Origin of the sequence: Phocaeicola dorei, assembly GCF_013009555.1 — a bacterium.
GTDB lineage: Bacteria > Bacteroidota > Bacteroidia > Bacteroidales > Bacteroidaceae > Phocaeicola > Phocaeicola dorei.
The window spans coordinates 5155051-5172637 of record NZ_CP046176.1 but is presented as its reverse complement, the minus strand read 5'-3'; the positions used below and the strand labels follow the sequence as shown (position 1 = coordinate 5172637).

General features: G+C 53.7%; 26 protein-coding genes. 7 read left to right on the top strand and 19 right to left on the bottom strand.

All coding sequences use genetic code 11. The annotated features are described in order from the left end of the window. Nucleotides 1–24 precede the first annotated feature (24 nt). From GKD17_RS21275 to GKD17_RS21260, 4 genes are read left to right on the top strand one after another with little or no spacing between them, the layout of a single operon-like run. The gene (locus GKD17_RS21275) at nucleotides 25–282 is read left to right on the top strand and encodes a hypothetical protein (RefSeq protein ID WP_004291531.1); all 258 of its coding nucleotides are present in this window, start codon (nucleotides 25–27) and stop codon (nucleotides 280–282) included. A 19-nt stretch (nucleotides 283–301) separates the two neighbouring features. After that, on the top strand, nucleotides 302–535 hold the full coding sequence (locus GKD17_RS21270) for a DUF3873 domain-containing protein (RefSeq protein WP_004304291.1): 234 nt from the start codon (nucleotides 302–304) through the stop codon (nucleotides 533–535). After that, nucleotides 532–777, top strand: coding sequence for a DUF6956 domain-containing protein (locus GKD17_RS21265; RefSeq protein ID WP_004291529.1), 246 nt, complete (start codon nucleotides 532–534; stop codon nucleotides 775–777). The genes GKD17_RS21270 and GKD17_RS21265 overlap by 4 nt, the downstream gene beginning before the upstream one ends. Before the next feature lie 53 nt (nucleotides 778–830). Continuing rightward, on the top strand, nucleotides 831–1139 hold the full coding sequence (locus tag GKD17_RS21260) for a hypothetical protein (protein ID WP_004304290.1): 309 nt from the start codon (nucleotides 831–833) through the stop codon (nucleotides 1137–1139). Between the two features lie 33 nt (nucleotides 1140–1172). On the opposite strand, the gene GKD17_RS23660 is transcribed toward GKD17_RS21260, so the two are convergent. The 19 genes from GKD17_RS23660 to GKD17_RS21165 form a co-directional block, all read right to left on the bottom strand. Further along, nucleotides 1173–1562 carry a hypothetical protein gene (locus GKD17_RS23660; protein ID WP_004291527.1) on the bottom strand — a complete coding sequence of 130 codons (390 nt, stop codon included), beginning with the start codon at nucleotides 1560–1562 and terminating at the stop codon, nucleotides 1173–1175. Between the two features lie 64 nt (nucleotides 1563–1626). Next, on the bottom strand, nucleotides 1627–2154 hold the full coding sequence (locus GKD17_RS21250) for a glycoside hydrolase family protein (RefSeq protein WP_004291526.1): 528 nt from the start codon (nucleotides 2152–2154) through the stop codon (nucleotides 1627–1629). Continuing rightward, complete coding sequence (locus tag GKD17_RS21245) at nucleotides 2151–2654, bottom strand: DUF3872 domain-containing protein (RefSeq protein WP_004291525.1); 504 nt, start codon at nucleotides 2652–2654, stop codon at nucleotides 2151–2153. Before GKD17_RS21245 ends, GKD17_RS21250 begins: the two co-directional genes overlap by 4 nt. Beyond that, nucleotides 2651–3553: a toprim domain-containing protein gene (locus GKD17_RS21240; protein WP_004291524.1), complete on the bottom strand. Its 903-nt coding sequence runs from the start codon at nucleotides 3551–3553 to the stop codon at nucleotides 2651–2653. Before GKD17_RS21240 ends, GKD17_RS21245 begins: the two co-directional genes overlap by 4 nt. A 7-nt stretch (nucleotides 3554–3560) precedes the next feature. Continuing rightward, nucleotides 3561–4136, bottom strand: coding sequence for a conjugal transfer protein TraO (locus GKD17_RS21235; RefSeq protein WP_004291523.1), 576 nt, complete (start codon nucleotides 4134–4136; stop codon nucleotides 3561–3563). A 2-nt stretch (nucleotides 4137–4138) separates the two neighbouring features. Beyond that, nucleotides 4139–5125, bottom strand: coding sequence for a conjugative transposon protein TraN (traN, locus tag GKD17_RS21230; protein ID WP_004291522.1), 987 nt, complete (start codon nucleotides 5123–5125; stop codon nucleotides 4139–4141). 34 nt (nucleotides 5126–5159) lie between these two features. Then, entirely contained in the window at nucleotides 5160–6512 is a 1353-nt protein-coding gene (gene traM / locus GKD17_RS21225) for a conjugative transposon protein TraM (protein WP_004291521.1), read from the bottom strand. After that, a complete protein-coding gene (locus GKD17_RS21220) occupies nucleotides 6493–6780 on the bottom strand; it encodes a TraL conjugative transposon family protein (protein WP_018697145.1) in 288 nt (95 codons plus the stop codon). Before GKD17_RS21220 ends, traM begins: the two co-directional genes overlap by 20 nt. A gap of 27 nt (nucleotides 6781–6807) precedes the next feature. Continuing rightward, nucleotides 6808–7431 carry a conjugative transposon protein TraK gene (gene traK, locus GKD17_RS21215; RefSeq protein WP_004291519.1) on the bottom strand — a complete coding sequence of 208 codons (624 nt, stop codon included), beginning with the start codon at nucleotides 7429–7431 and terminating at the stop codon, nucleotides 6808–6810. 31 nt (nucleotides 7432–7462) lie between these two features. Then, a complete protein-coding gene (gene traJ, locus GKD17_RS21210; protein WP_004291518.1) occupies nucleotides 7463–8467 on the bottom strand; it encodes a conjugative transposon protein TraJ in 1005 nt (334 codons plus the stop codon). A 3-nt stretch (nucleotides 8468–8470) separates the two neighbouring features. Then, the gene (locus tag GKD17_RS21205) at nucleotides 8471–9100 is read right to left on the bottom strand and encodes a DUF4141 domain-containing protein (RefSeq protein WP_004304283.1); all 630 of its coding nucleotides are present in this window, start codon (nucleotides 9098–9100) and stop codon (nucleotides 8471–8473) included. Nucleotides 9101–9123: 23 nt separating this feature from the next. Next, on the bottom strand, nucleotides 9124–9504 hold the full coding sequence (locus GKD17_RS21200) for a DUF3876 domain-containing protein (protein ID WP_004291516.1): 381 nt from the start codon (nucleotides 9502–9504) through the stop codon (nucleotides 9124–9126). A gap of 40 nt (nucleotides 9505–9544) precedes the next feature. Beyond that, nucleotides 9545–12049: a TraG family conjugative transposon ATPase gene (locus GKD17_RS21195; protein ID WP_004291515.1), complete on the bottom strand. Its 2505-nt coding sequence runs from the start codon at nucleotides 12047–12049 to the stop codon at nucleotides 9545–9547. Further along, nucleotides 12046–12378, bottom strand: a complete 333-nt coding sequence (locus GKD17_RS21190) for a DUF4133 domain-containing protein (protein ID WP_004291514.1) — start codon at nucleotides 12376–12378, stop codon at nucleotides 12046–12048. The genes GKD17_RS21195 and GKD17_RS21190 overlap by 4 nt, the downstream gene beginning before the upstream one ends. Before the next feature lie 10 nt (nucleotides 12379–12388). Continuing rightward, a complete protein-coding gene (locus GKD17_RS21185; protein ID WP_002560983.1) occupies nucleotides 12389–12706 on the bottom strand; it encodes a DUF4134 domain-containing protein in 318 nt (105 codons plus the stop codon). A gap of 201 nt (nucleotides 12707–12907) precedes the next feature. Next, nucleotides 12908–13636 (bottom strand): hypothetical protein, encoded by a 729-nt coding sequence (locus tag GKD17_RS21180; RefSeq protein WP_004304280.1) that lies wholly within the window; start codon nucleotides 13634–13636, stop codon nucleotides 12908–12910. A gap of 16 nt (nucleotides 13637–13652) precedes the next feature. Next, complete coding sequence (locus tag GKD17_RS21175) at nucleotides 13653–14006, bottom strand: DUF3408 domain-containing protein (protein ID WP_004291505.1); 354 nt, start codon at nucleotides 14004–14006, stop codon at nucleotides 13653–13655. 2 nt (nucleotides 14007–14008) lie between these two features. Further along, the gene (locus GKD17_RS21170) at nucleotides 14009–14449 is read right to left on the bottom strand and encodes a DUF3408 domain-containing protein (protein WP_004291503.1); all 441 of its coding nucleotides are present in this window, start codon (nucleotides 14447–14449) and stop codon (nucleotides 14009–14011) included. Between the two features lie 2 nt (nucleotides 14450–14451). Further along, entirely contained in the window at nucleotides 14452–15378 is a 927-nt protein-coding gene (locus GKD17_RS21165) for a ParA family protein (protein WP_005783105.1), read from the bottom strand. Here GKD17_RS21165 and GKD17_RS23505 point away from each other — a divergent pair. The 3 genes from GKD17_RS23505 to mobB all read left to right on the top strand — a co-directional run bounded on the left by GKD17_RS23505 (nucleotide 15377) and on the right by mobB (nucleotide 17577). Next, on the top strand, nucleotides 15377–15541 hold the full coding sequence (locus GKD17_RS23505) for a hypothetical protein (RefSeq protein WP_196029218.1): 165 nt from the start codon (nucleotides 15377–15379) through the stop codon (nucleotides 15539–15541). The two genes, GKD17_RS21165 and GKD17_RS23505, sit on opposite strands and share 2 nt — an antisense overlap. A 381-nt stretch (nucleotides 15542–15922) precedes the next feature. Continuing rightward, on the top strand, nucleotides 15923–16351 hold the full coding sequence (mobA, locus tag GKD17_RS21160) for a conjugal transfer protein MobA (RefSeq protein ID WP_004291488.1): 429 nt from the start codon (nucleotides 15923–15925) through the stop codon (nucleotides 16349–16351). Further along, complete coding sequence (gene mobB / locus GKD17_RS21155; RefSeq protein ID WP_004291483.1) at nucleotides 16330–17577, top strand: conjugal transfer protein MobB; 1248 nt, start codon at nucleotides 16330–16332, stop codon at nucleotides 17575–17577. Before mobA ends, mobB begins: the two co-directional genes overlap by 22 nt. The last annotated feature ends 10 nt before the right edge of the window (nucleotides 17578–17587 follow it).

Below are 17587 nucleotides of genomic sequence, written 5' to 3'. Positions count from 1 at the left end.
CATAACCCCTAAAACAACATTGATATGGAAGTAAGAATTGAAAGTATGATTTGTGTGTGGGATGATGCAATCCCCACGATGTTCCTTGAATTTGTGAACCTCCTCACTCTCACAACGAGTGAGGGGGAATTGAGAAAGAGCGTAAAGGAGTTTGCCGAGAAGCACGAACTTGACAAGTTTTTCCTTTACGGCTTCGGCTCACACCATTTCTACCTGCACCAACGCTACACAAGCAACCCCGAAATGGTGATGAAGAACAGAGTTCTGTCAGTACATTTTTAACCATCTAAAAAGCAACATTATGACAACACGAATGACCATCAACGGAGTAAGCACCTGCGCGGAAGCAGGTACGGAGAAATACGAGCGTTTCCAATCGGGTATCGGAAGACGCAGGCGGACACTTGTGCAGTACGACTACCGCCACCCCATAGACAGAGAATTGTTCTCTTGTGTCAAACCCACGTTGGACGAGTGCCGAGCCGCACGGGACAAGTGGCTGAACGCAAAGAAGGGAAAGGAGGACAGACTATGAACACGACCTATCAAACGCTGATAGTCAAGTTCAGCGAACCTATCACGGCATTGGACGGTATCTTTGACGATACCGGAGCGTGGGGAACGGACACCCTCAAGGGGTGGATAGATGATTACGAAAGCACACGTTTCACCGCCACCGACAGCCATACGGCAGTCATCACGAGCGAGTACAATATGGAATGTGTGAAAGAGTGGCTACAACGGCAGACCCCCATTTCCGAAATGCGAGAATTTTGAACGGGATGGCGGTGTCCGCACCGCCAATACTTAAAACCCTAAAAACAAAAGATATGATAGCCAAGACGATATTACAGCAGATAGGCGGAAAACGCTTCACCGCCATGACAGGTAGCCGTGATTTCATAGATATGGGCAACGGCTTACGGATGAGCCTTGCAAGGAACAAAACAAGTGCCAACCGCCTTGACATCATCTATGACGAAGGGGCAGACCTCTACAATATGCGCTTCTACCGCAGGACGTTCAGCAAAAAGACCTTTGAGTGCAAGACAAAGGACATTGCCGTACACGAGGGTATCTATTTTGATATGCTGGAGGAAATGTTCACGATGGTGACGGGACTTTACACACGCTTTTGAGTGGCGGGGCGGCGAGAGCCGCCCTACTTTCTTTCAGTGAGCATGATGGCGGACAAAGAAAGTAGCAAAGAAACCTTTGTCCAATCTGCGATAACTAAAAAATCCGCAAGTAAAACTTGCGGAGGCTATATATTGGGTCGTTATTTTTTGGTGGAGGGGAATGATAATCTCGAACCGTTGAACTACACATTTCTGCTTCGTCTCCATTTCCCCCAACGATTTGATACGTTCAATCATTTTTGTTGTTCCTTTCTGAATTTTCCTAAATACTTTCTTCATAATTTCGCTATACTTTTTATGGTTAATAACTATGTTTTGTATTGCTCTCACAACACTTACAACTTGAAGTGTTATTTGGAAACCGATAGGCAAAAATGGCTCAACGATGTCAATTAACGAGAAAATCCTACGATAATCTATCAAGTGATAGAGCAAAAGACGTGCCAAGTTAAATATGGCACGTCTTTTGCCAGTTTTGTCAGTCCTTTTATGGGATATACAACAGCGCAAACTCCGCCTTTCTCCGTTTGAGCAGCATGGCGTGGCGTTTTCCTTTGTAGTTGCAGAAGGCTATATACTCACGGTAGATGTTCCTGTCACCAGCTTCCAGCTTCTTGATTAAGGTGCTTTTGGGGATTGTTTTGCTGCCTAACAGCTTCGCCGGTCCCACATTGTAAGCTAACGTGCCAAGCAAAATCGAATCAACCCCGAATTTACGGAACATGGCGACAAATTTGCGCAGGTCTTTCCGCAAAAGTTCATCCGCATCCCGTTTTGTCATGGTTCGTGCCGAATACTTCTCGTTTGGCAAAAGTTTGTGACCCCAACCGACGTATGGGTAGTGTTTTTCTGAGTGCCAGCCTTCAAAGTAGCGGCAGCATAAAAAAGCACGTTCCATAAGCGGCAGTCGGTAGATTGCCGCCTGCCCGTCCGTTCCCTCTTGGCGGCTGATCTGCGCGGACACAGAACAGACCGTCAGAAGTGAACAGAGCATTGTCATGAATACACGCATCATTTCAACAAGGGGCTGAAGTTGCCGATGGGAACGATGGTAAGATCGTCGTCCTTTACATTCCTGTTGTTGAAGTCAAATTCCAGTTCGTAGGAGTTGCTAAAGTTATCCTCCACCACCACGATGAAATTATGCGCCTCATCACCCGCCGCCGTGTAGTACAGGCGGAATTTTTCGTTCTCCAGCAGGTAGCGGTCGTTAGGCAGGAAGGTGATGCCGTTATCCATTTTGAGCGAGCCTTCCCCCTCGAACTGGAAATAGCGGATGGTATAGAGCGTACCCGAAAAGTCGCCCTCCTTTTTCAGTTCACAGCGGATTTCCACTGTCTGCCCCTTTACTACCTTGTTCGGCACGGGCATGACCTCCACCGTGAAGGGATAGGACTGCTGGATGTCCATGTCATCGTCACATGACACGAGGGTGAATGACATGGCGGCTATCAGGCATAACGCCACTGCCTTGAATATTGATGTTCTCTTGTTTCTGTTGTTCAGTATGTTCATTGTTCTTCGATTTTTAGATGGTTGTTTTTCTGTTTTTTCGTTGTCAGTTGCAGGTACTCGTTCAAGTCCTTGCAACCGTCATAGAGGGAGGAACGGTCGGTGACACGTTCCCCGTATCGCATGGTAAGTGCGGCAAGCGTCCGCCGTCCGGCTTCGTCACGGTCGAGGAAGCAGCCGATGCGCCCGTATCCGTCCAGCAATCCCGCCGCCTTCTCCACGTTGGCGACTGAGTTCAGCACAAGACAGTCAGCGTTACCGGTTACACCAAGCGTCACGGCAGAGAGAAAGTCCATGAAGCCCTCGAACACGAGGCACTCGTCAGCCGGGATGTCATTCGCCTTTACCAGTGATACAGACTTCGGAGGTATGCAACCCTTGAAATATCGGCTTCTGACTTCATAGCCACCTGCCATGTTCGGAAAGCCAACGGCAAAATACCGTTTCCCACGCACACCGTAGTTCAAGCGGCAGCAGTGACGGGATGCGATGGCGTAAGGGATGCCCCGTTCCTCTAAATACTCCGTCAGCAGTGAGCGGAGCAGCGGAGCGACCTCCACATCCTCAAAAACGGATTCGGTCGGCTTCGAGAGATAGACGGGCTTTTCCCATCCGGCAACCGTCATATTGGCGGCTTCCGCTATGAACTTCGCTTGCTTCATGAAGTCATCGCTTTGCAGAAACTCCCCGGCAAGCGTGAAGATGTCGCCGCCCTTGCCCAAACCGAAGTCGTACCAGAGCTGTTTCGCCACGTTCACACGGAAAGAGGATGTGCGCTCGCCCCTGTACGGGGCAAGATACCACAGCTCGTTACCGCTCCTTCTGACAGGCTCATGCCCCAGCCGTGCGAGAAAATCCGCAAGCGGCATCCTTCTGACAGCATCTATTTCCGTCCTTTCCATGCCCGTGTCAGTTGATGATGAACTTGATACCGACCCCGAACTGCGTGTGGAACTTCCGTGTGTCGCCACCCCAAAGGCAACGCTCCCGCAGGTTGGCAAGCAGGGCGATACGGTCTGCCACGTAACACTCCACATCGAGCGTCAGCGCACCGCCGTAGATGAAGGCGTCCCGGTCGTGCAGCGTGGAGCCGTCATGCAGCACCTTCTTCCCCCAATTTACCGCCTCATATCCGGCGAGAGCCGAAGCCCCGGCATAGACGAAAACAATCTTTCGGGCGTCCGACAGTATCTTGAAGTAATAGCCGCCCTCCGCCGTGAACTGCGCCACGGGTATCTTGGTGTCCTTGTAGGGATTGTTCTTCAACAGGTATTCGCCACCGAACACCCACTTGTTCCCCTTCTTCGTGTAGGTGGAGAGAGCCGCCCCGAAGCTGTACCCGCCGTCCTTGCCGCCGAGATTGAAGCCGTCCGCCATGTCCGCCCTCACCTCGATGCCCTGCATCTTCGGCAGACACCGCTGGGCGTGCGCCTGCCCTGTAAAAAGGGCAAGCGACGCGATGATTATTGCGATGTACTTTCTCATGGTCAGCGTACTTGAAGTTCGTTGATGGTACCCGCGCGTACCAAATCCTCGTTCTCAATCACGAAGGACTGGTGACGGCCGCCGTTCTTCTCGTTCAATTCCACCACGAGGCACTTGTCATCGGGGATGGTGAACTTCGCCATCGTGAAGACCGTGCGCTCGCTCTTTTTGCCCGGCACGAGGGTGGCGTAGTTCTGCGCGCGGAGCGGCAGAATAATCTGCTCCTGCACGGCAGTACGCTTCGCAACCTTCTTGTCCACGATTTTCCAAGTGATGTAGTCCACATCGAAAGGCACGTTGCTCTGGTTCTTTATCTCCGTGTGGAAATAAAGCAAGCCGTTGTGCGTGTAGATGCCTTTCAACAGGTATTGGATGCCGAAACGCTTGCAGCCGATATGCTTCACCTCGCGCTTGTTCTGTTTGTGGATGGACTTCATGATAAGGCGCACCAGCATCGGGCTTTCGCTGCCCAGCTCTTTCAGATAGATTTCCTGCGCGTTGTTCGGGCGGTTCACCGTGCTGCCGTCATGGATGAAGTCGCACATCTCCACGTTGAGCAACAGCGGTTCGGCGGCGTACTTCACGTTGAAGGTGTAGAAACTGCCGTCCTCCGTGATGACGGACATATTCGTTTCGTTGGGAAAATTCCTTACGGTAGCCTTCACACGGATGATGTTCTCCGCTCCGTCGGCTTTCCCGGCAATCAGGTCGGGCGAGCCTAAATCGACATAGCGCACCTCCGCCGGAAAAATGACGTGGACGGTCTTGTCGTAGGTCACTTCCAGACCGTGCGGCGGTATCATGCGGTCGAAGGTCAGCTTGCGTGACAGCCCGTGATATAGGTCGCCGTCCGCCTCCTTCTGCGGATAGACCTCCTTCGTCAAGGTCGGTTGTTCACTTCCGTTGGTCGTTTCAACGGTTACATTCTCCTGCGCGTTGGCAGTTATGATGCCCATAGCGAGGGCAAACATGATGATTACTTTTCTCATTACTTTTGGATTTTAGTGGTAATTTTTATTGTTTTCAATATTTTTCTTGGTAAAGCATGACCCTGTACCCGGCTTTCAGATGCACCTTGACGGTTCGCATCTTTTTGGCGATGTACTGGCTCGTGCCTTGTATCAGCCCCTTGCCCAAGTCGGAGGCGAGCTGCGCCCCGGCATTGGTGGAGATGTTGATGCTGCTTCCCAGCGAGCCGCCCATGTTGGCGGCGACCTCCCGGACGGCGTTCATCTCCATCGAGTTCGGGATGAAGATGCCGGGCTGTCCGTCCGTGTCATAGACCGCAAGCTCCACGGGGATAATCGTGCCGTCGTATTCCAGCGAGGTAATCTCGATGTCGAGCCGCTCACCCTGTATCTTGCCCGTGCCGACCACCACCGCACCCCGGGGTATTGTCCTGCCTGCCACCGCCATAGGCTCCAGCAGGCGCAGCCTTACCGTCTGCCCGTCCGTCACGCTCTGCGCCCCATGCACGCACGCCGGTATGGTGTTCCTGTCCAATACCTCCGCCGTGCCGACAGCCGTGTTGAAACCCCGGTTGCGTTCCTGCGATAAGGCGGCGACAAACTCCGCGTTACTCATAGGCTGTGAGAGTGAAGAAACTACTTGATGCTCCACCTGTCTGATAGGCATTGCCTTGTTCTTCTTCCCTTTCTGCACGGTAGTTGGCTCTGCCCTCTGTTCCGCCGATGGCTGTCCTCCGTTCTGACCGCCCATGTACTTTGCCGCCAGCTCGTAGGACTTCTCCATAAGAGCCACCTGCTCGTCCATAGAGGAAGCCTTGCCCCTCTCGCTTTCCAGTTCCGACTCCAGCGATGCGATGCGCTCCAACAATTCGTCCATCTCCGCATTGTCGTTTTTCGGCTGGTCGTAGAAGTTTCCGAGCGTGGCGTTCAGGTCACGGTAGGCGGCTGCGGAGGACTGGATGGTCTGCGGCGTGGCTGGCTTTGCCCTTTCTTCCTTGCCGCCCGGATTGGCGAGGTCGAAGTCCACTCCGTTCTCCGTTCCCGCTATCTCGCGGTCGAACATGTCGCCCAGCTGCCCGATGGCACGGTTGCGGCTCTCCTGACGCTCTTCCATCTCCCCATGCTCGTAGGCTTTCAGCTTGTCGCCGATAATCTGCCGGTTCGCCTTGTCAGCGTCGGGCATCTCGGTGTTGTATCCGTCCGTTCCCGGCGGTTGCTCCTTGCCGGAGGACGGGGCGAATATCAGCCACATCGCCCCGATGAACACCAACACCATAGCGGGCAGCACGATCATCTTCTGCCGTTTCAGCCGTTGCGCCTCTGTCAGCGGTTCGCGCTCCTTTTTCGGTTTCCCCGTTTCGGGAGCAGCTTTGTTCTCTTTCGTCGGTTCATTCTTTGTCTGTTCCATATAAATAAGGTGTTAAGTGATTGCCTGTTTCCGCCGGGGTCGGCAGTTCCACCCGTCCGGCGTGTCCCGTTTCCATATGTGAGCCGTCGTTCCTGCCGATGTCATAGACGGCTCTGCCGAAGGTGTAAAGGGCAAGCACCGCGAAGGCGGCGAACATCCCCAGCACGATGCGGCGGCGTGTTTCCGGCGGCAAGCCGTCCAGATACCCTTTGAGACTTGCCGCCAAGCGTTTCCGTTTGTCGTGGAGTTTCCAATACATGCCCCACATTGATTTTCTGATACTTTTCATGTCCTGTTACCGTTTGATAGTCTGTAAATCCTTGTTCTCAATGATGGTGAAACCCTCGATGGTAAAACCGTTCGGGTTGTCATCCGACCGCGATGCGTTCAGCAGGCGGCAGGTGGTCACGAGGCTGCGCTCGGTGACGTTGCTCTGCCGGATGATTTTCTGTGTGGCGTAGGTCACGGCACGGTAGGGATAGGCGTTGAAGTCGCACACCACGCTGTCCACCTTCAGCACTTGGTTGATGTTCCCGGCGATGATGCGGTTGTAGTACCCCTTCTCCGCGAAGTCCGAATAATAGTGGTACACGCTCTTGTCCGCCAGCAGCAAGGCACGTTTCACGTTGTGTTCAATCGCGCTTTTTTCAGGTGATAGCGTGAAGAACATCTCGTGGAAACGGCGCACATGTTCCCGTGCCTCCGCCGGGCGGTTCTGCGACAAATCCTGAGACAAGGCGAGCATCAGGCTCTTGCCGTTGTCCAGCACATAGATTTTCTCCCGTTGCTTCTCTGCGAAACGGTAGGAGTTCCACACGCTCCACACCGTCACCACGGCGCACAGCGAGAGGAAGACGATACCGAACAGGCGTATCTGCCTGAACGACGATTCGATGTTTCTAAGTGATTTGAATTCCATTTATATTTTCCAATTTATGATTGCACATTGATTATTTCAGCAATTTGCCGACACGTCCGACTGCGTTTCCTGCGGCTGCACCCGCCACGCTGCCCGCCATGCTTCCGGCTCGTCCCGCCATCTGGTTCACGTTGCGACCGTAACCGCCCATGCCTCCGGCTTGGATAATCCAGCCCGCAACGGTGGGAATGGTAAAGTAGCCGATGATGCCGATGCAGAGGAATACGATATACACCCCGTCGCTCGAATCCAGCGAGAAGTTCGGGTCTGCCTGCATCCGCTCGATGTCGTTTTGCAGCATCAGAACCTGTATCTTCGCCAGTATGGTGCTGAACATGTCCGATACCGGTAGCCACAGATAGACCTGTATATAGCGGCATATCCACTGCGTGAGCGTGTTTTGGAAACCGTCCCATACCGACAGGGCGAAGGCTATCGGACCGAGAATCGCCAGCACCACGAGAAAGAAGGTGCGGACGGTGTCTATCACGAGGGCGGCGGCTTGGAACAGCAGTTCGAGTATCTCGCGGAAGAAGTCGCGGATGCTCTTCTTCATGTTGTACATTCCCCGGTCGATATACATTCCCGCCATCGTCACCATGTCGGAGGGCGACCAGCCGAGTTCCTCCAGTTGCTTGTCAAATTCCTCGTTGGACACGAGGTAGGCGGTTTCGGGGTTGCGTACCATCGCCTCGTATTCCAGTTTGTCCTTCTGCTCCCGGTATCGGTTCATGTCCAGCGTTTCCGCCTCCAGCATCTTTGCCGTGCCCTGTACGACGGGTGAGAGGATGCTGTTTATCGTGCCCAGCACCACAGTCGGGAAGAACATGATGCACAGACCGATGGCAAAAGGACGGAGCATCGGGAATACGTCTATCGGTTCAGCTCTCGCCAGCGACTGCCATACCCGGTAGGCGACGTAGAACAGCGCACCCAGCCCGGCGATGCCTTTCGCCACACCAGCCATGTCCCCACACAGCGGCATCATCTGCTCATAAAGTGAACGTAAAATCTGATGAAGGTTGTCGAACTTCATAGGCTACCAGTATCTTTCGTTCATGTTCCCGTACAGCCCCATGATGCGGTCGAGGTCGTTCTTCTTTTTCGCACGCAGGTAACTCACGGAGATGTTCTTGTTCGTGTAGTAGCTCACGAGGTTGCGGTAACGCTTCATCTTCGAGTGGCAGCGTTCCACCACGTCCATGCGCTCCTTGTCGGTCATGGAGAGCGTGGTGATGTTCACCACGTTCCTGAGTTCCGTCAACACTTCGTTGCTTTCCTCCAGCAGTTTCGTGTAGCCGAAAGCGATTGCGGAAAGCTCTTCGGGTCTGAAATTCCCGTCACGGAGCATCCGTTGGAAACTGTTCACATAGATGTCTGTGATGTCGCCCACCATCAGGATGGTCTGCTGCACCTTGCGGGCGTCCTTGACCAGATTGTTCACCGATTTGAGGGCATCGTAATACTTCTTGCCCTGCTGATAGATTTTCACCGTCTCCTGAAAGTTGCTCACCATGTTCGTGGCGGTCTTGGAGGTATGGATGATGTTTTTGGAGGCATTGATGATGCCCTGCGCTAGATTGCCCGGATCGCTTACGACCCACTGTGCGCTTGCCCTGCCCGCGAAAAGCAGGCACAGGCAGATAATCATTGTTATTCTTGTTCTCATGTTACTTTGGATTTCAGTGGTTGTTATTCTTCGGTCGGATGTCCCGGCTGCGGCTTCACCCGCACATAGTCCCCGTTTGGCGAGAAAGTCAGCACATCCGTGGCCTCGTTGTAGGACACGTCGATGCGGAAGCCGGTGTTCATGAACAGGTTGCCGTTCTCCTCCTGCAAGAGATAGGTTTCCGGCTTGAGCTTGCGGCGCAGACCGCTACGACGGAACACCGTCACTTTGTAGGCTTCGCCCTCCTTGTAGATAAGCACGTCAGGTTTTCCCTCCACGCTCTCCCAGTTCCCGCACAGCATGTCGCGGCGGTTGTCGGCCACGTCGCAGGATTGCAGCATCATGACCGCCAATCCGATAAGGCACTTGCTGACTTGCAGCATTTTCACTTTTGGTAAATTCATACGCGTTTTTCTTTTTTGGTTGATACATTCTGTTTTTTAGTTATTCCTTGTTTCTCCGCCTTTCGGCAAGCTGCCGGATGGCGGCTTCGATGTCGTCGCCCAGCTTCTCCGCCAGACGGTAAACCTCCACTTTTTCCGTTTCCTCGGTGGTGTACGCCAGATACTCTTCCGCGCTGACCTCCGTGGCATAGACCGCCGACTGCGTGCCGCCCAAGCCTATCCACACCTCCTTGTAGAGCCGTGAAGGGTTGTTCGCCATGTTGATGGAGAGTATCTGCGACTTCTCCTTTTCCGTCAGTCCGAGCAACGCCTGTATCTGGTCGAACTTGTTCATATATTTCCTTTGGTCAAGCAGGATTTTACAATCCGAGTTGTTGATAATGCTCTCTTTGACCACCGGAGAACTGATAATGTCGTCCACCTCCTGCGTCACCACGATTGCCTCGCCGTAATATTTTCTGACCGTCTTATACATATAGCGCAGATATTCAGCCATGTTCGCCGATGAGAGGGCCTTCCAAGCCTCTTCCACGATAAGCTGTTTCCGCACGCCTTTCAGCCGCCGCATCTTGTTGATGAAGGCTTCCATGATGATGATGGTCACGACGGGGAACAGTTCGCGGTTTTCTTTAATCGAATCTATCTCGAAGACGATGAACCGCTTGCCGAGCAGGTCGATGTTCTCCGTGGAGTTGAGCAGGAAATCGTAACGCCCGCCCCGGTAATACTGCCGCATGGTGGTGAGCATGTTGTCGATGTTGAAGTCGGACTTCTCCACCTTGATGTCACGCTGTGCCAGTTCCTTGCGGTAGTCGTCACGCATATACTCGTAGAAGGTGTTGAACGACGGCACGATGCTACGGTCGGATTGGATGCGCTCAATATAGGCACTCACGGCACTGCCCAGCTCGCCGCTCTCCGTCTTTGTCACCTTGTCGTCCTCCGACTTCCAGAGCGTCAGCAACAGGGTCTTGATGCTGTCCTTCTTCTCCACGTCGAAGATGTAATCGTCGGTGTAGAACGGGTTGAAGCTGATGGGCTTATCTTCCGTGTAGGTGAAATACACACCGTCCGCTCCGCCTGTCTTGCGTCGGATCATGCCGCACAAGCCCTGATAGGAGTTTCCCGTGTCCACCAATACCACATGTGCGCCTTGCTCATAATATTGGCGCACGAGGTGGTTCATGAAGAAAGACTTGCCGCTGCCCGAAGGACCCAGCACGAACTTGTTGCGGTTGGTCGTGATACCTCGCTTCATGGGCAGGTCGGAGATGTCAAGGTGCAGCGGTTTTCCCGTGAGCCTGTCCACCATCTTGATGCCGAAGGGCGAGAGCGAGCTGCGGTAGTTGGTTTCCTCTGTGAACAGGCACACCGCCTGTTCGATGAAGGTGTGGAAACTCTCTTCCGCCGGGAAGTCCGCCGCATTGCCGGGTATCGCCGCCCAGTAGAGTGTCGGGCAGTCGATGGTGTTGTGGCGCGGCACGCATTCCATGCTTGCCAACTGGCTGCCCACGTCGTTCTTGATATGCTTCAGTTCCTCCGCATCGTCGCTCCACGCCATGACGTTGAAGTGTGCCCGTACCGAGGTCAGTCCGTAGGAATGGGCTTCGTTCAGGTATTGGTCTATCCACTCGCGGTTGATGCTGTTGCTCCTTGAATAGCGAGATAGCGACTGCATGTTACGGGCGGACTTCTCGAACTTCTGCAAGGTTTCCTCACTGTTGTCTATCAGCACATACTGGTTGTAGATATGGTTGCAGGAGAGCAGAAGCCCCACCGGGGAGGCGAATGACAGTCGGCAGTCACTCCGGTCGGTGGAGAGCTTCTCGTAACGGGTGTCGGTAGCCACCTTGCCCGGCAGGTCTTCCGCGTCGGAGAGGGTGTGCAGACACAGGCGGTTGTCGCCGATGCGCATCTCCCTTGCCGAAAGCTCGATGTCCTGCAAGGTGGTGTCACCTTCCGGCATGAGCGAGAAGTAGCGTTCAATAAGTCCCGTCTTTCCCTCAGTACCCACAATCTCATCGGTGGAGAGGCGGCGCAGCCTGACAAGCCCGCTGTCGTTCATGATGCGCTCGAACTGTTCGCAGGCTTCCAAGAACTTGGTCGTGGTTTCCCTGTCCAGCTCCTTCGGGATGATATGTCCCCGGCACAGCGTGCTGAAATTGCTCTGCATCCGGTTACGCTCCTTTGTTGTCTTGGTCAGGTAGAGGTAGCAGGTGTGTTTCAGGTACGGACGCTCGTTGAAGTGACGCTCGAAAGAGCGGCTTAAAAAGCTCATGTCGTCCTTCTGAAGCTCCGGTTTGTAGCGTTCCTTGATGAACCAGTCCTGTTTGTGGACGACGGAGTAGTCCGGCAGCACCTTGATAGCCTTGCACCAGCAACTGTGTATCGCCTCGTACTCCGCACCCGTCACGGTGTAAAGTTCCGGTAGTTCCACCTCGAAAGCCACCGTGATGTCGGCGTCCTTTGAGATGATGCAGCCATGCTCCACCGCTAAAAGTGGGAACCTGTTTTCCAGTGTTGTCATTTTCGATGTATTCCTCATTGTCTTTCTTCCTTTCGTTGTCGTTTGAACAGACGGGTTATCCGCCGCCGGTTGATAAGGTATCGGGGATGGCTCCGTGCCGCTCCTAATTTCATCAGCCCGTGTTCACCGTACCGGGCGTTCAGCGCGAAGGTCTGCCATACAAGGAGGGAGGACGATGCCGCGCCGAAGCCGATACATATCCACTGGTCGATACCGACCATGTAGAGGATGACGAACAGGACGAAGAGAGCCAGCAGACCTCCGCAGAAGATGAAGAGGTACTGTGCCTTCAAGCCCTTGAACTCTACCGGACGGCCGATACCCTTGTTGATTGGGTATTCAGCCATACATTATTTATTAAAGGAAGAATGAGCGCAGGATGGTGGCGGCAACAATCAGGAAGATGCACGCGCCGAACCACGAGGCGGCTGTCTTGCTGGTGTCGGGGTCGCCCGATGAAAACTTGCCGTACACTTTTACGCCCCCGATAAGCCCGACGACTGCACCGATGGCGTATATCAGTTTAGTTCCGGGGTCGAAATAAGAACTCACCATAGAGGTGGCTTCGTTGATGCCCGCGATGCCGTTTCCCTGCGCGAAAGCGGAGGCGGTTGCGGCGATGACAAGTGCCGCGGAGAGGATTGCTTTTCTGTTTTTCAAGATGTTCTTGTTCATAAACTGTTCTTGTTTTTTGCCGTCAAAAGGGTGGATGGTCCTTTGTCGGGCGGTTGATACTTTGTTTCTTTACTTTGGTTTTAGTGGATGCCCGTTTGTTTCCACGGACGTGGGCGTGTCCGTTGCGGATGGGGATGCGCCTTGCGTTTCCTCGCCGCGTGGGTTGATGTCATTCTTTCATGTTCATTTCTTTTATTGTTGTCATACATAGTTGCGAATGTCGAACTCCTCGATGTTGTCCGGCACGACGAACTCCTTTTCAGATTTCTTCAGCCGAATCTCGATAAGCCCCTTGATGCGGATGCCTATCTCCGAAGAGCCTTCCATCATTTTCTCGTACAACTCCGTGCCCTCCATGTCGGTGAACACCTTAGCCGCCTTTTCACGTTCCGCCTGTGTCGCGTCCGGGTTTTTGGCGGTCTTGCAGGCGTCGTCAATCTCGTCAAAGCTGCTGCCCGAAGCCCGTGGCGTGTCCGAGGCGTCCTCTTCCGGTTCGTCGTCCCCGTATCCCAGTTCCTCCGGCGGTATGCTCGTGAAGGTCTCATCGAGTTTTTCCTCCGGGACTTGTGCCGGGCGGGATGCGTTTCCCGTTTTTCCGTCGTCAAAAGTAGCCTCTTCCTCCGACAGCTCAATGCCTTTTTCAATAGTGGCGGCTTCTTGCGTCGGTATGGCAGCGGTTGTCCGGGTGGATGCCATCCTGAAACGGCTCTTGCCGATGATGTCCGCCTTTTCCGCAGGGACTTCCTCGTGTGCCGCTATGCGTTTAGCCTCATTCCCGTCCAGTGACCGCCATAATCCGACAATGCCCTTGAAGAAGCGGACAATCCGCGTGTCCATGATGCGCTCGTAAAGGAGCAGGAACAGGAACCAGAGGTTGCAGCCGACCGATACCGCCAGCAGAATGTCTGTCATGCTGATTGTGTAATTCATATCCTTCCGTTTTTGGTTAGAATACTGAATTGTAATTTCGGGCATAAAGGCTCTTTATCGCATCTTCGCACTGGTTGAAGTGGTGCGTCAGCACATGGTCGATGTAAGCGGACAGCGTAAGCCGGTCATGCCCGATTACACGGGTGATACGCATGATACGCTCGTGGTACTCCGGGCGCACATACGCCATCTTCCCCTCACGTGCCTTTACTTCCGGGTCGCGGATGAACAGGCGTTCATAGTCCTTCTCACTGCATTTGCCGCTTACCGGGACAGGCGACAGTATTTCCACACTCGCCTGCACTTGGGTAAACATACCTCCGCAGTCTTGCTGTGGTCTTTTTTCATTCGGTGTCATTTCTTTTTCCATTTTCAAATCAGATCTTCACGTTGTTTCTTGTACAGTTCGTTGATTCTCTCCTTGTGCTGTTCCAGATGCTGGCGCAGCACGGTATCCACATATCCGCCTACTGAGATTTCCCCTCCGGCGATGTCGTTCACGATTCTGAGGATCTTGCCGTGGACGTCACGGCTGATATAGACACATTGGCGGGTCTTTATCTCGTTGCGGCGCAGGAATAGCTCGTTGTAGTCCTCGTCCTGCCTTTTCCGGCGTCCACTTTCCCTCTGCGCTTTTTCCCGTGTTACGGGTTGCACAGGAGATGGTTCCGGTGCGGCGGTGTCCTCTTCGGTCGGTGCAGCTGCGGGTACTTCCTGTGCGGGGCGCAGTGTCCCGTCCTGTGTGCGCCGCCCGATGGAGGCTAACAGCAGTTCCTCGTCGATGCCTTCCGTGTTCACTTTCCTGCTGCCCATGCTCACTGCGGTCTGATGATGTCGCTTATCTCTTCGGAAAACTCCCGGATGCCACTCCCTTTCAGCAGTGCCGTGTCCATCGGGAAGATGGTGGAGCGGAAAACGCTCTTGCGCTCTTCCGAAAGGTCACGGCGGAACTTCTTGCTGTCGGGCAAGCGGGTGGAAAGTACCGGAAAGCCCATTTCGGCTATCACTTCCTCGTAGATGCCGTACAAGTCGTTCCTCTCCCTGCCGTCCACCATCGTCCAGAACAGATGCAGCCCCTTTGTTTTCGCCTGTCCGGTAGTCATCAGCCTGTCGCGGAACATCGTGACGAATTTCAGGGTACTCTCCACGACAAAGCGGTCGGCACTCAGCGGAGTGAAAATGTAGTCCATCTGCGAGAGCGTCTTTATCACGCCGTTGCTTCGGAGTGTGCCGGGCATGTCGAAGAACACCACGTCGGGTTTCACGTCCTCAGTGGCAATCATCCTCTCGGCATCGTCGAGGGCGTTCACCGCATTGCTTTTGACGATGGTGTAGGCGTTCTTTTTGATCCGGCGGAAATGGTCGCAAGCGAGAGCCTTGAAGTAGGTGCTGCTGTCGATAAGCCCCATTTCGTGTTCGCGCAGCCCGTGGATGCTGTGCTGCGGGTCGTCGCAGTCCACGACGGCGACATTGTAGCCTTTCACGTTGTGCAGGTAGCTGGCGGCAAGTGCCGTGACAGTGGATTTGCCGATGCCACCTTTCTGTGTTGCGAATGCAACGAAGATTTCCTTACTCATAGTTCCATTTATTTTAATTGTTGATGATTTGTTTTTCTGTTTCCATACGGATTTGGCTGTCGCACCATCCGCTTCCGTGACTACACACGCAGGCGGGTCGTCGCGTATCCGGTTCTGTGGTGAAGCGGTGCGTCGGACAAATGGTGATTGACGACATTGCGTCATGAAGTCATTGAATCCATACGTCACCGAATTGTCGGAGAACCGGGTTTCCGACGGTTCGGGTATCCGTTTCGGCAAGTATCCGAAGAAGCGGATTTCCGGGTATTTGAATGTTCCGTTTATCATATCTTCAAATCGTTCGTTTCTTGAATCATGCTGCAAATAAACAAGTATATTTTGGAACCTGTATCACTTCTCCGGCAAGTGGCGGCACGTTGCGCCGGTTGGCAGTCATTGACCGGGTCAAGCATCTGTCCGATACCGCTTTAAGGGCGTAACTTTGCACCCGGACAGCAGGGTTCGCCGATGACGCGCGGCCCGGAGTCCTGAAAGGTATTTTCCCAATCCGTCCCCTGACGGATTTTTATGTTCACCTGAACATAGCAAGATGTCTTTTCAGCCGCTCAAAATATTTTGAGCAGCCACGAAAAGCACTTGCCCTTGCAGGGGGCGGGCTTTCCCTCCGAAGTCGGGAAGCCTTTCAGAACTGCGGTGCTGTAATCCGAAGCGGCGGCTTATGCCGTCAATCCGCTAAATCCAAAGTAATATGAAAGAGAAAAGGAAAAGCAAATCAGGGAGAAATCCCAAACTTGATCCGGCGGTGTACCGGTACACCGTCCGTTTCAACGAGGAGGAACACAACCGTTTCCTCGCCATGTTCGGAAAATCGGGTGTCTATGCACGGTCTGTTTTCCTCAAAGCGCACTTCTTCGGGCAACCGTTCAAGGTGCTGAAGGTGGACAAGACGTTGGTGGACTATTACACCAAACTGTCGGATTTTCATGCACAATTCCGTGCCGTGGGTACGAATTACAACCAAGTCGTGAAGGAACTGAGGCTGCATTTTTCAGAGAAAAAGGCGATGGCGTTGCTCTACAAATTAGAGCAACACACCGTCGAACTCGTGAAACTGAGCCGCCGGATTGTGGAACTTTCAAGGGAAATGGAGGCAAAATGGTCGCAAAAATCAGTGTAGGAAGTTCGTTGTACGGCGCGATTGCCTACAACGGGGAGAAGATTAACGAGGCGCAGGGGCGGCTTCTCACCACCAACCGCATCTACAATGACGGTTCGGGAACGGTGGACATAGGCAAGGCGATGGAGGGTTTTCTCACCTTCCTGCCACCGCAGATGAAGATCGAGAAGCCGGTGGTGCATATCTCTCTCAACCCGCACCCGGAGGATGTGCTGACCGATATTGAGTTGCAGAATATCGCCCGCGAGTATCTGGAAAAACTCGGTTTCGGAAACCAGCCTTATCTTGTATTCAAGCACGAGGACATCGACCGCCACCACCTGCACATCGTGACGGTCAACGTGGACGAGAACGGGAAAAGGCTCAACCGGGATTTTCTCTACCGCCGCAGCGACCGTATCCGCAGGGAACTGGAACAGAAGTACGGATTGCATCCGGCAGAACGTAAAAATCAGAGATTGGATAATCCGTTGCGCAAGGTGGCCGCATCGGCAGGTGATGTGAAGAAGCAGGTAGGCAACACCGTGAAGGCTCTGAATGGGCAGTACCGTTTCCAGACGATGGGCGAATACCGTGCGCTCCTTTCCTTATATAATATGACGGTGGAGGAAGCGAGGGGCAACGTGCGCGGACGGGAGTATCACGGGCTGGTCTATTCCGTCACGGACGACAAGGGTAACAAGGTGGGCAACCCGTTCAAATCCTCGCTTTTCGGGAAGTCCGCAGGCTATGAAGCCGTACAGAAGAAGTTTGTCCGTTCCAAATCGGAAATCAAGGATAGGAAACTGGCAGACATGACGAAACGCACCGTCCTTTCCGTGCTGCAAGGCACTTATGACAAGGACAAATTTGTATCCCAACTCAAAGAGAAGGGCATCGACACCGTACTGCGCTACACAGAGGAAGGGCGCATCTATGGGGCTACCTTCATCGACCACCGCACGGGATGCGTGCTGAACGGTTCGCGCATGGGTAAGGAGCTTTCGGCGAATGCCTTGCAGGAACACTTCACCCTGCCATACGCCGGACAACCGCCGATACCGCTATCCATCCCTGTGGATGCTGCGGACAAGGCACACGGGCAGACCGCCTACGACAGTGAAGATATATCGGGCGGTATGGGCTTGCTCACTCCCGAAGGTCCGGCGGTAGATGCCGAGGAAGAGGCTTTCATCCGGGCGATGAAGCGCAAAAAGAAGAAAAAACGCAAGGGCTTGGGTATGTAATCAGAGTATC

Excerpts from the sequence above, each read along its gene's own strand:
- GKD17_RS21275 (WP_004291531.1), top strand. The coding sequence starts at position 25 with ATGGAAGTAAGAATTGAAAGTATGATTTGTGTGTGGGATGATGCAATC.
- GKD17_RS21270 (WP_004304291.1), top strand. The coding sequence starts at position 302 with ATGACAACACGAATGACCATCAACGGAGTAAGCACCTGCGCGGAAGCA.
- GKD17_RS21265 (WP_004291529.1), top strand. The coding sequence starts at position 532 with ATGAACACGACCTATCAAACGCTGATAGTCAAGTTCAGCGAACCTATC.
- GKD17_RS21260 (WP_004304290.1), top strand. The coding sequence starts at position 831 with ATGATAGCCAAGACGATATTACAGCAGATAGGCGGAAAACGCTTCACC.
- GKD17_RS21250 (WP_004291526.1), bottom strand. The coding sequence starts at position 2,154 with ATGATGCGTGTATTCATGACAATGCTCTGTTCACTTCTGACGGTCTGT.
- GKD17_RS21245 (WP_004291525.1), bottom strand. The coding sequence starts at position 2,654 with ATGAACATACTGAACAACAGAAACAAGAGAACATCAATATTCAAGGCA.
- GKD17_RS21240 (WP_004291524.1), bottom strand. The coding sequence starts at position 3,553 with ATGGAAAGGACGGAAATAGATGCTGTCAGAAGGATGCCGCTTGCGGAT.
- GKD17_RS21235 (WP_004291523.1), bottom strand. The coding sequence starts at position 4,136 with ATGAGAAAGTACATCGCAATAATCATCGCGTCGCTTGCCCTTTTTACA.
- traN (WP_004291522.1), bottom strand. The coding sequence starts at position 5,125 with ATGAGAAAAGTAATCATCATGTTTGCCCTCGCTATGGGCATCATAACT.
- traM (WP_004291521.1), bottom strand. The coding sequence starts at position 6,512 with ATGGAACAGACAAAGAATGAACCGACGAAAGAGAACAAAGCTGCTCCC.
- GKD17_RS21220 (WP_018697145.1), bottom strand. The coding sequence starts at position 6,780 with ATGTGGGGCATGTATTGGAAACTCCACGACAAACGGAAACGCTTGGCG.
- traK (WP_004291519.1), bottom strand. The coding sequence starts at position 7,431 with ATGGAATTCAAATCACTTAGAAACATCGAATCGTCGTTCAGGCAGATA.
- traJ (WP_004291518.1), bottom strand. The coding sequence starts at position 8,467 with ATGAAGTTCGACAACCTTCATCAGATTTTACGTTCACTTTATGAGCAG.
- GKD17_RS21205 (WP_004304283.1), bottom strand. The coding sequence starts at position 9,100 with ATGAGAACAAGAATAACAATGATTATCTGCCTGTGCCTGCTTTTCGCG.
- GKD17_RS21200 (WP_004291516.1), bottom strand. The coding sequence starts at position 9,504 with ATGAATTTACCAAAAGTGAAAATGCTGCAAGTCAGCAAGTGCCTTATC.
- GKD17_RS21195 (WP_004291515.1), bottom strand. The coding sequence starts at position 12,049 with ATGAGGAATACATCGAAAATGACAACACTGGAAAACAGGTTCCCACTT.
- GKD17_RS21190 (WP_004291514.1), bottom strand. The coding sequence starts at position 12,378 with ATGGCTGAATACCCAATCAACAAGGGTATCGGCCGTCCGGTAGAGTTC.
- GKD17_RS21185 (WP_002560983.1), bottom strand. The coding sequence starts at position 12,706 with ATGAACAAGAACATCTTGAAAAACAGAAAAGCAATCCTCTCCGCGGCA.
- GKD17_RS21180 (WP_004304280.1), bottom strand. The coding sequence starts at position 13,636 with ATGAATTACACAATCAGCATGACAGACATTCTGCTGGCGGTATCGGTC.
- GKD17_RS21175 (WP_004291505.1), bottom strand. The coding sequence starts at position 14,006 with ATGGAAAAAGAAATGACACCGAATGAAAAAAGACCACAGCAAGACTGC.
- GKD17_RS21170 (WP_004291503.1), bottom strand. The coding sequence starts at position 14,449 with ATGGGCAGCAGGAAAGTGAACACGGAAGGCATCGACGAGGAACTGCTG.
- GKD17_RS23505 (WP_196029218.1), top strand. The coding sequence starts at position 15,377 with ATGAAGTCATTGAATCCATACGTCACCGAATTGTCGGAGAACCGGGTT.
- GKD17_RS21165 (WP_005783105.1), bottom strand. The coding sequence starts at position 15,378 with ATGACGCAATGTCGTCAATCACCATTTGTCCGACGCACCGCTTCACCA.
- mobA (WP_004291488.1), top strand. The coding sequence starts at position 15,923 with ATGAAAGAGAAAAGGAAAAGCAAATCAGGGAGAAATCCCAAACTTGAT.
- mobB (WP_004291483.1), top strand. The coding sequence starts at position 16,330 with ATGGTCGCAAAAATCAGTGTAGGAAGTTCGTTGTACGGCGCGATTGCC.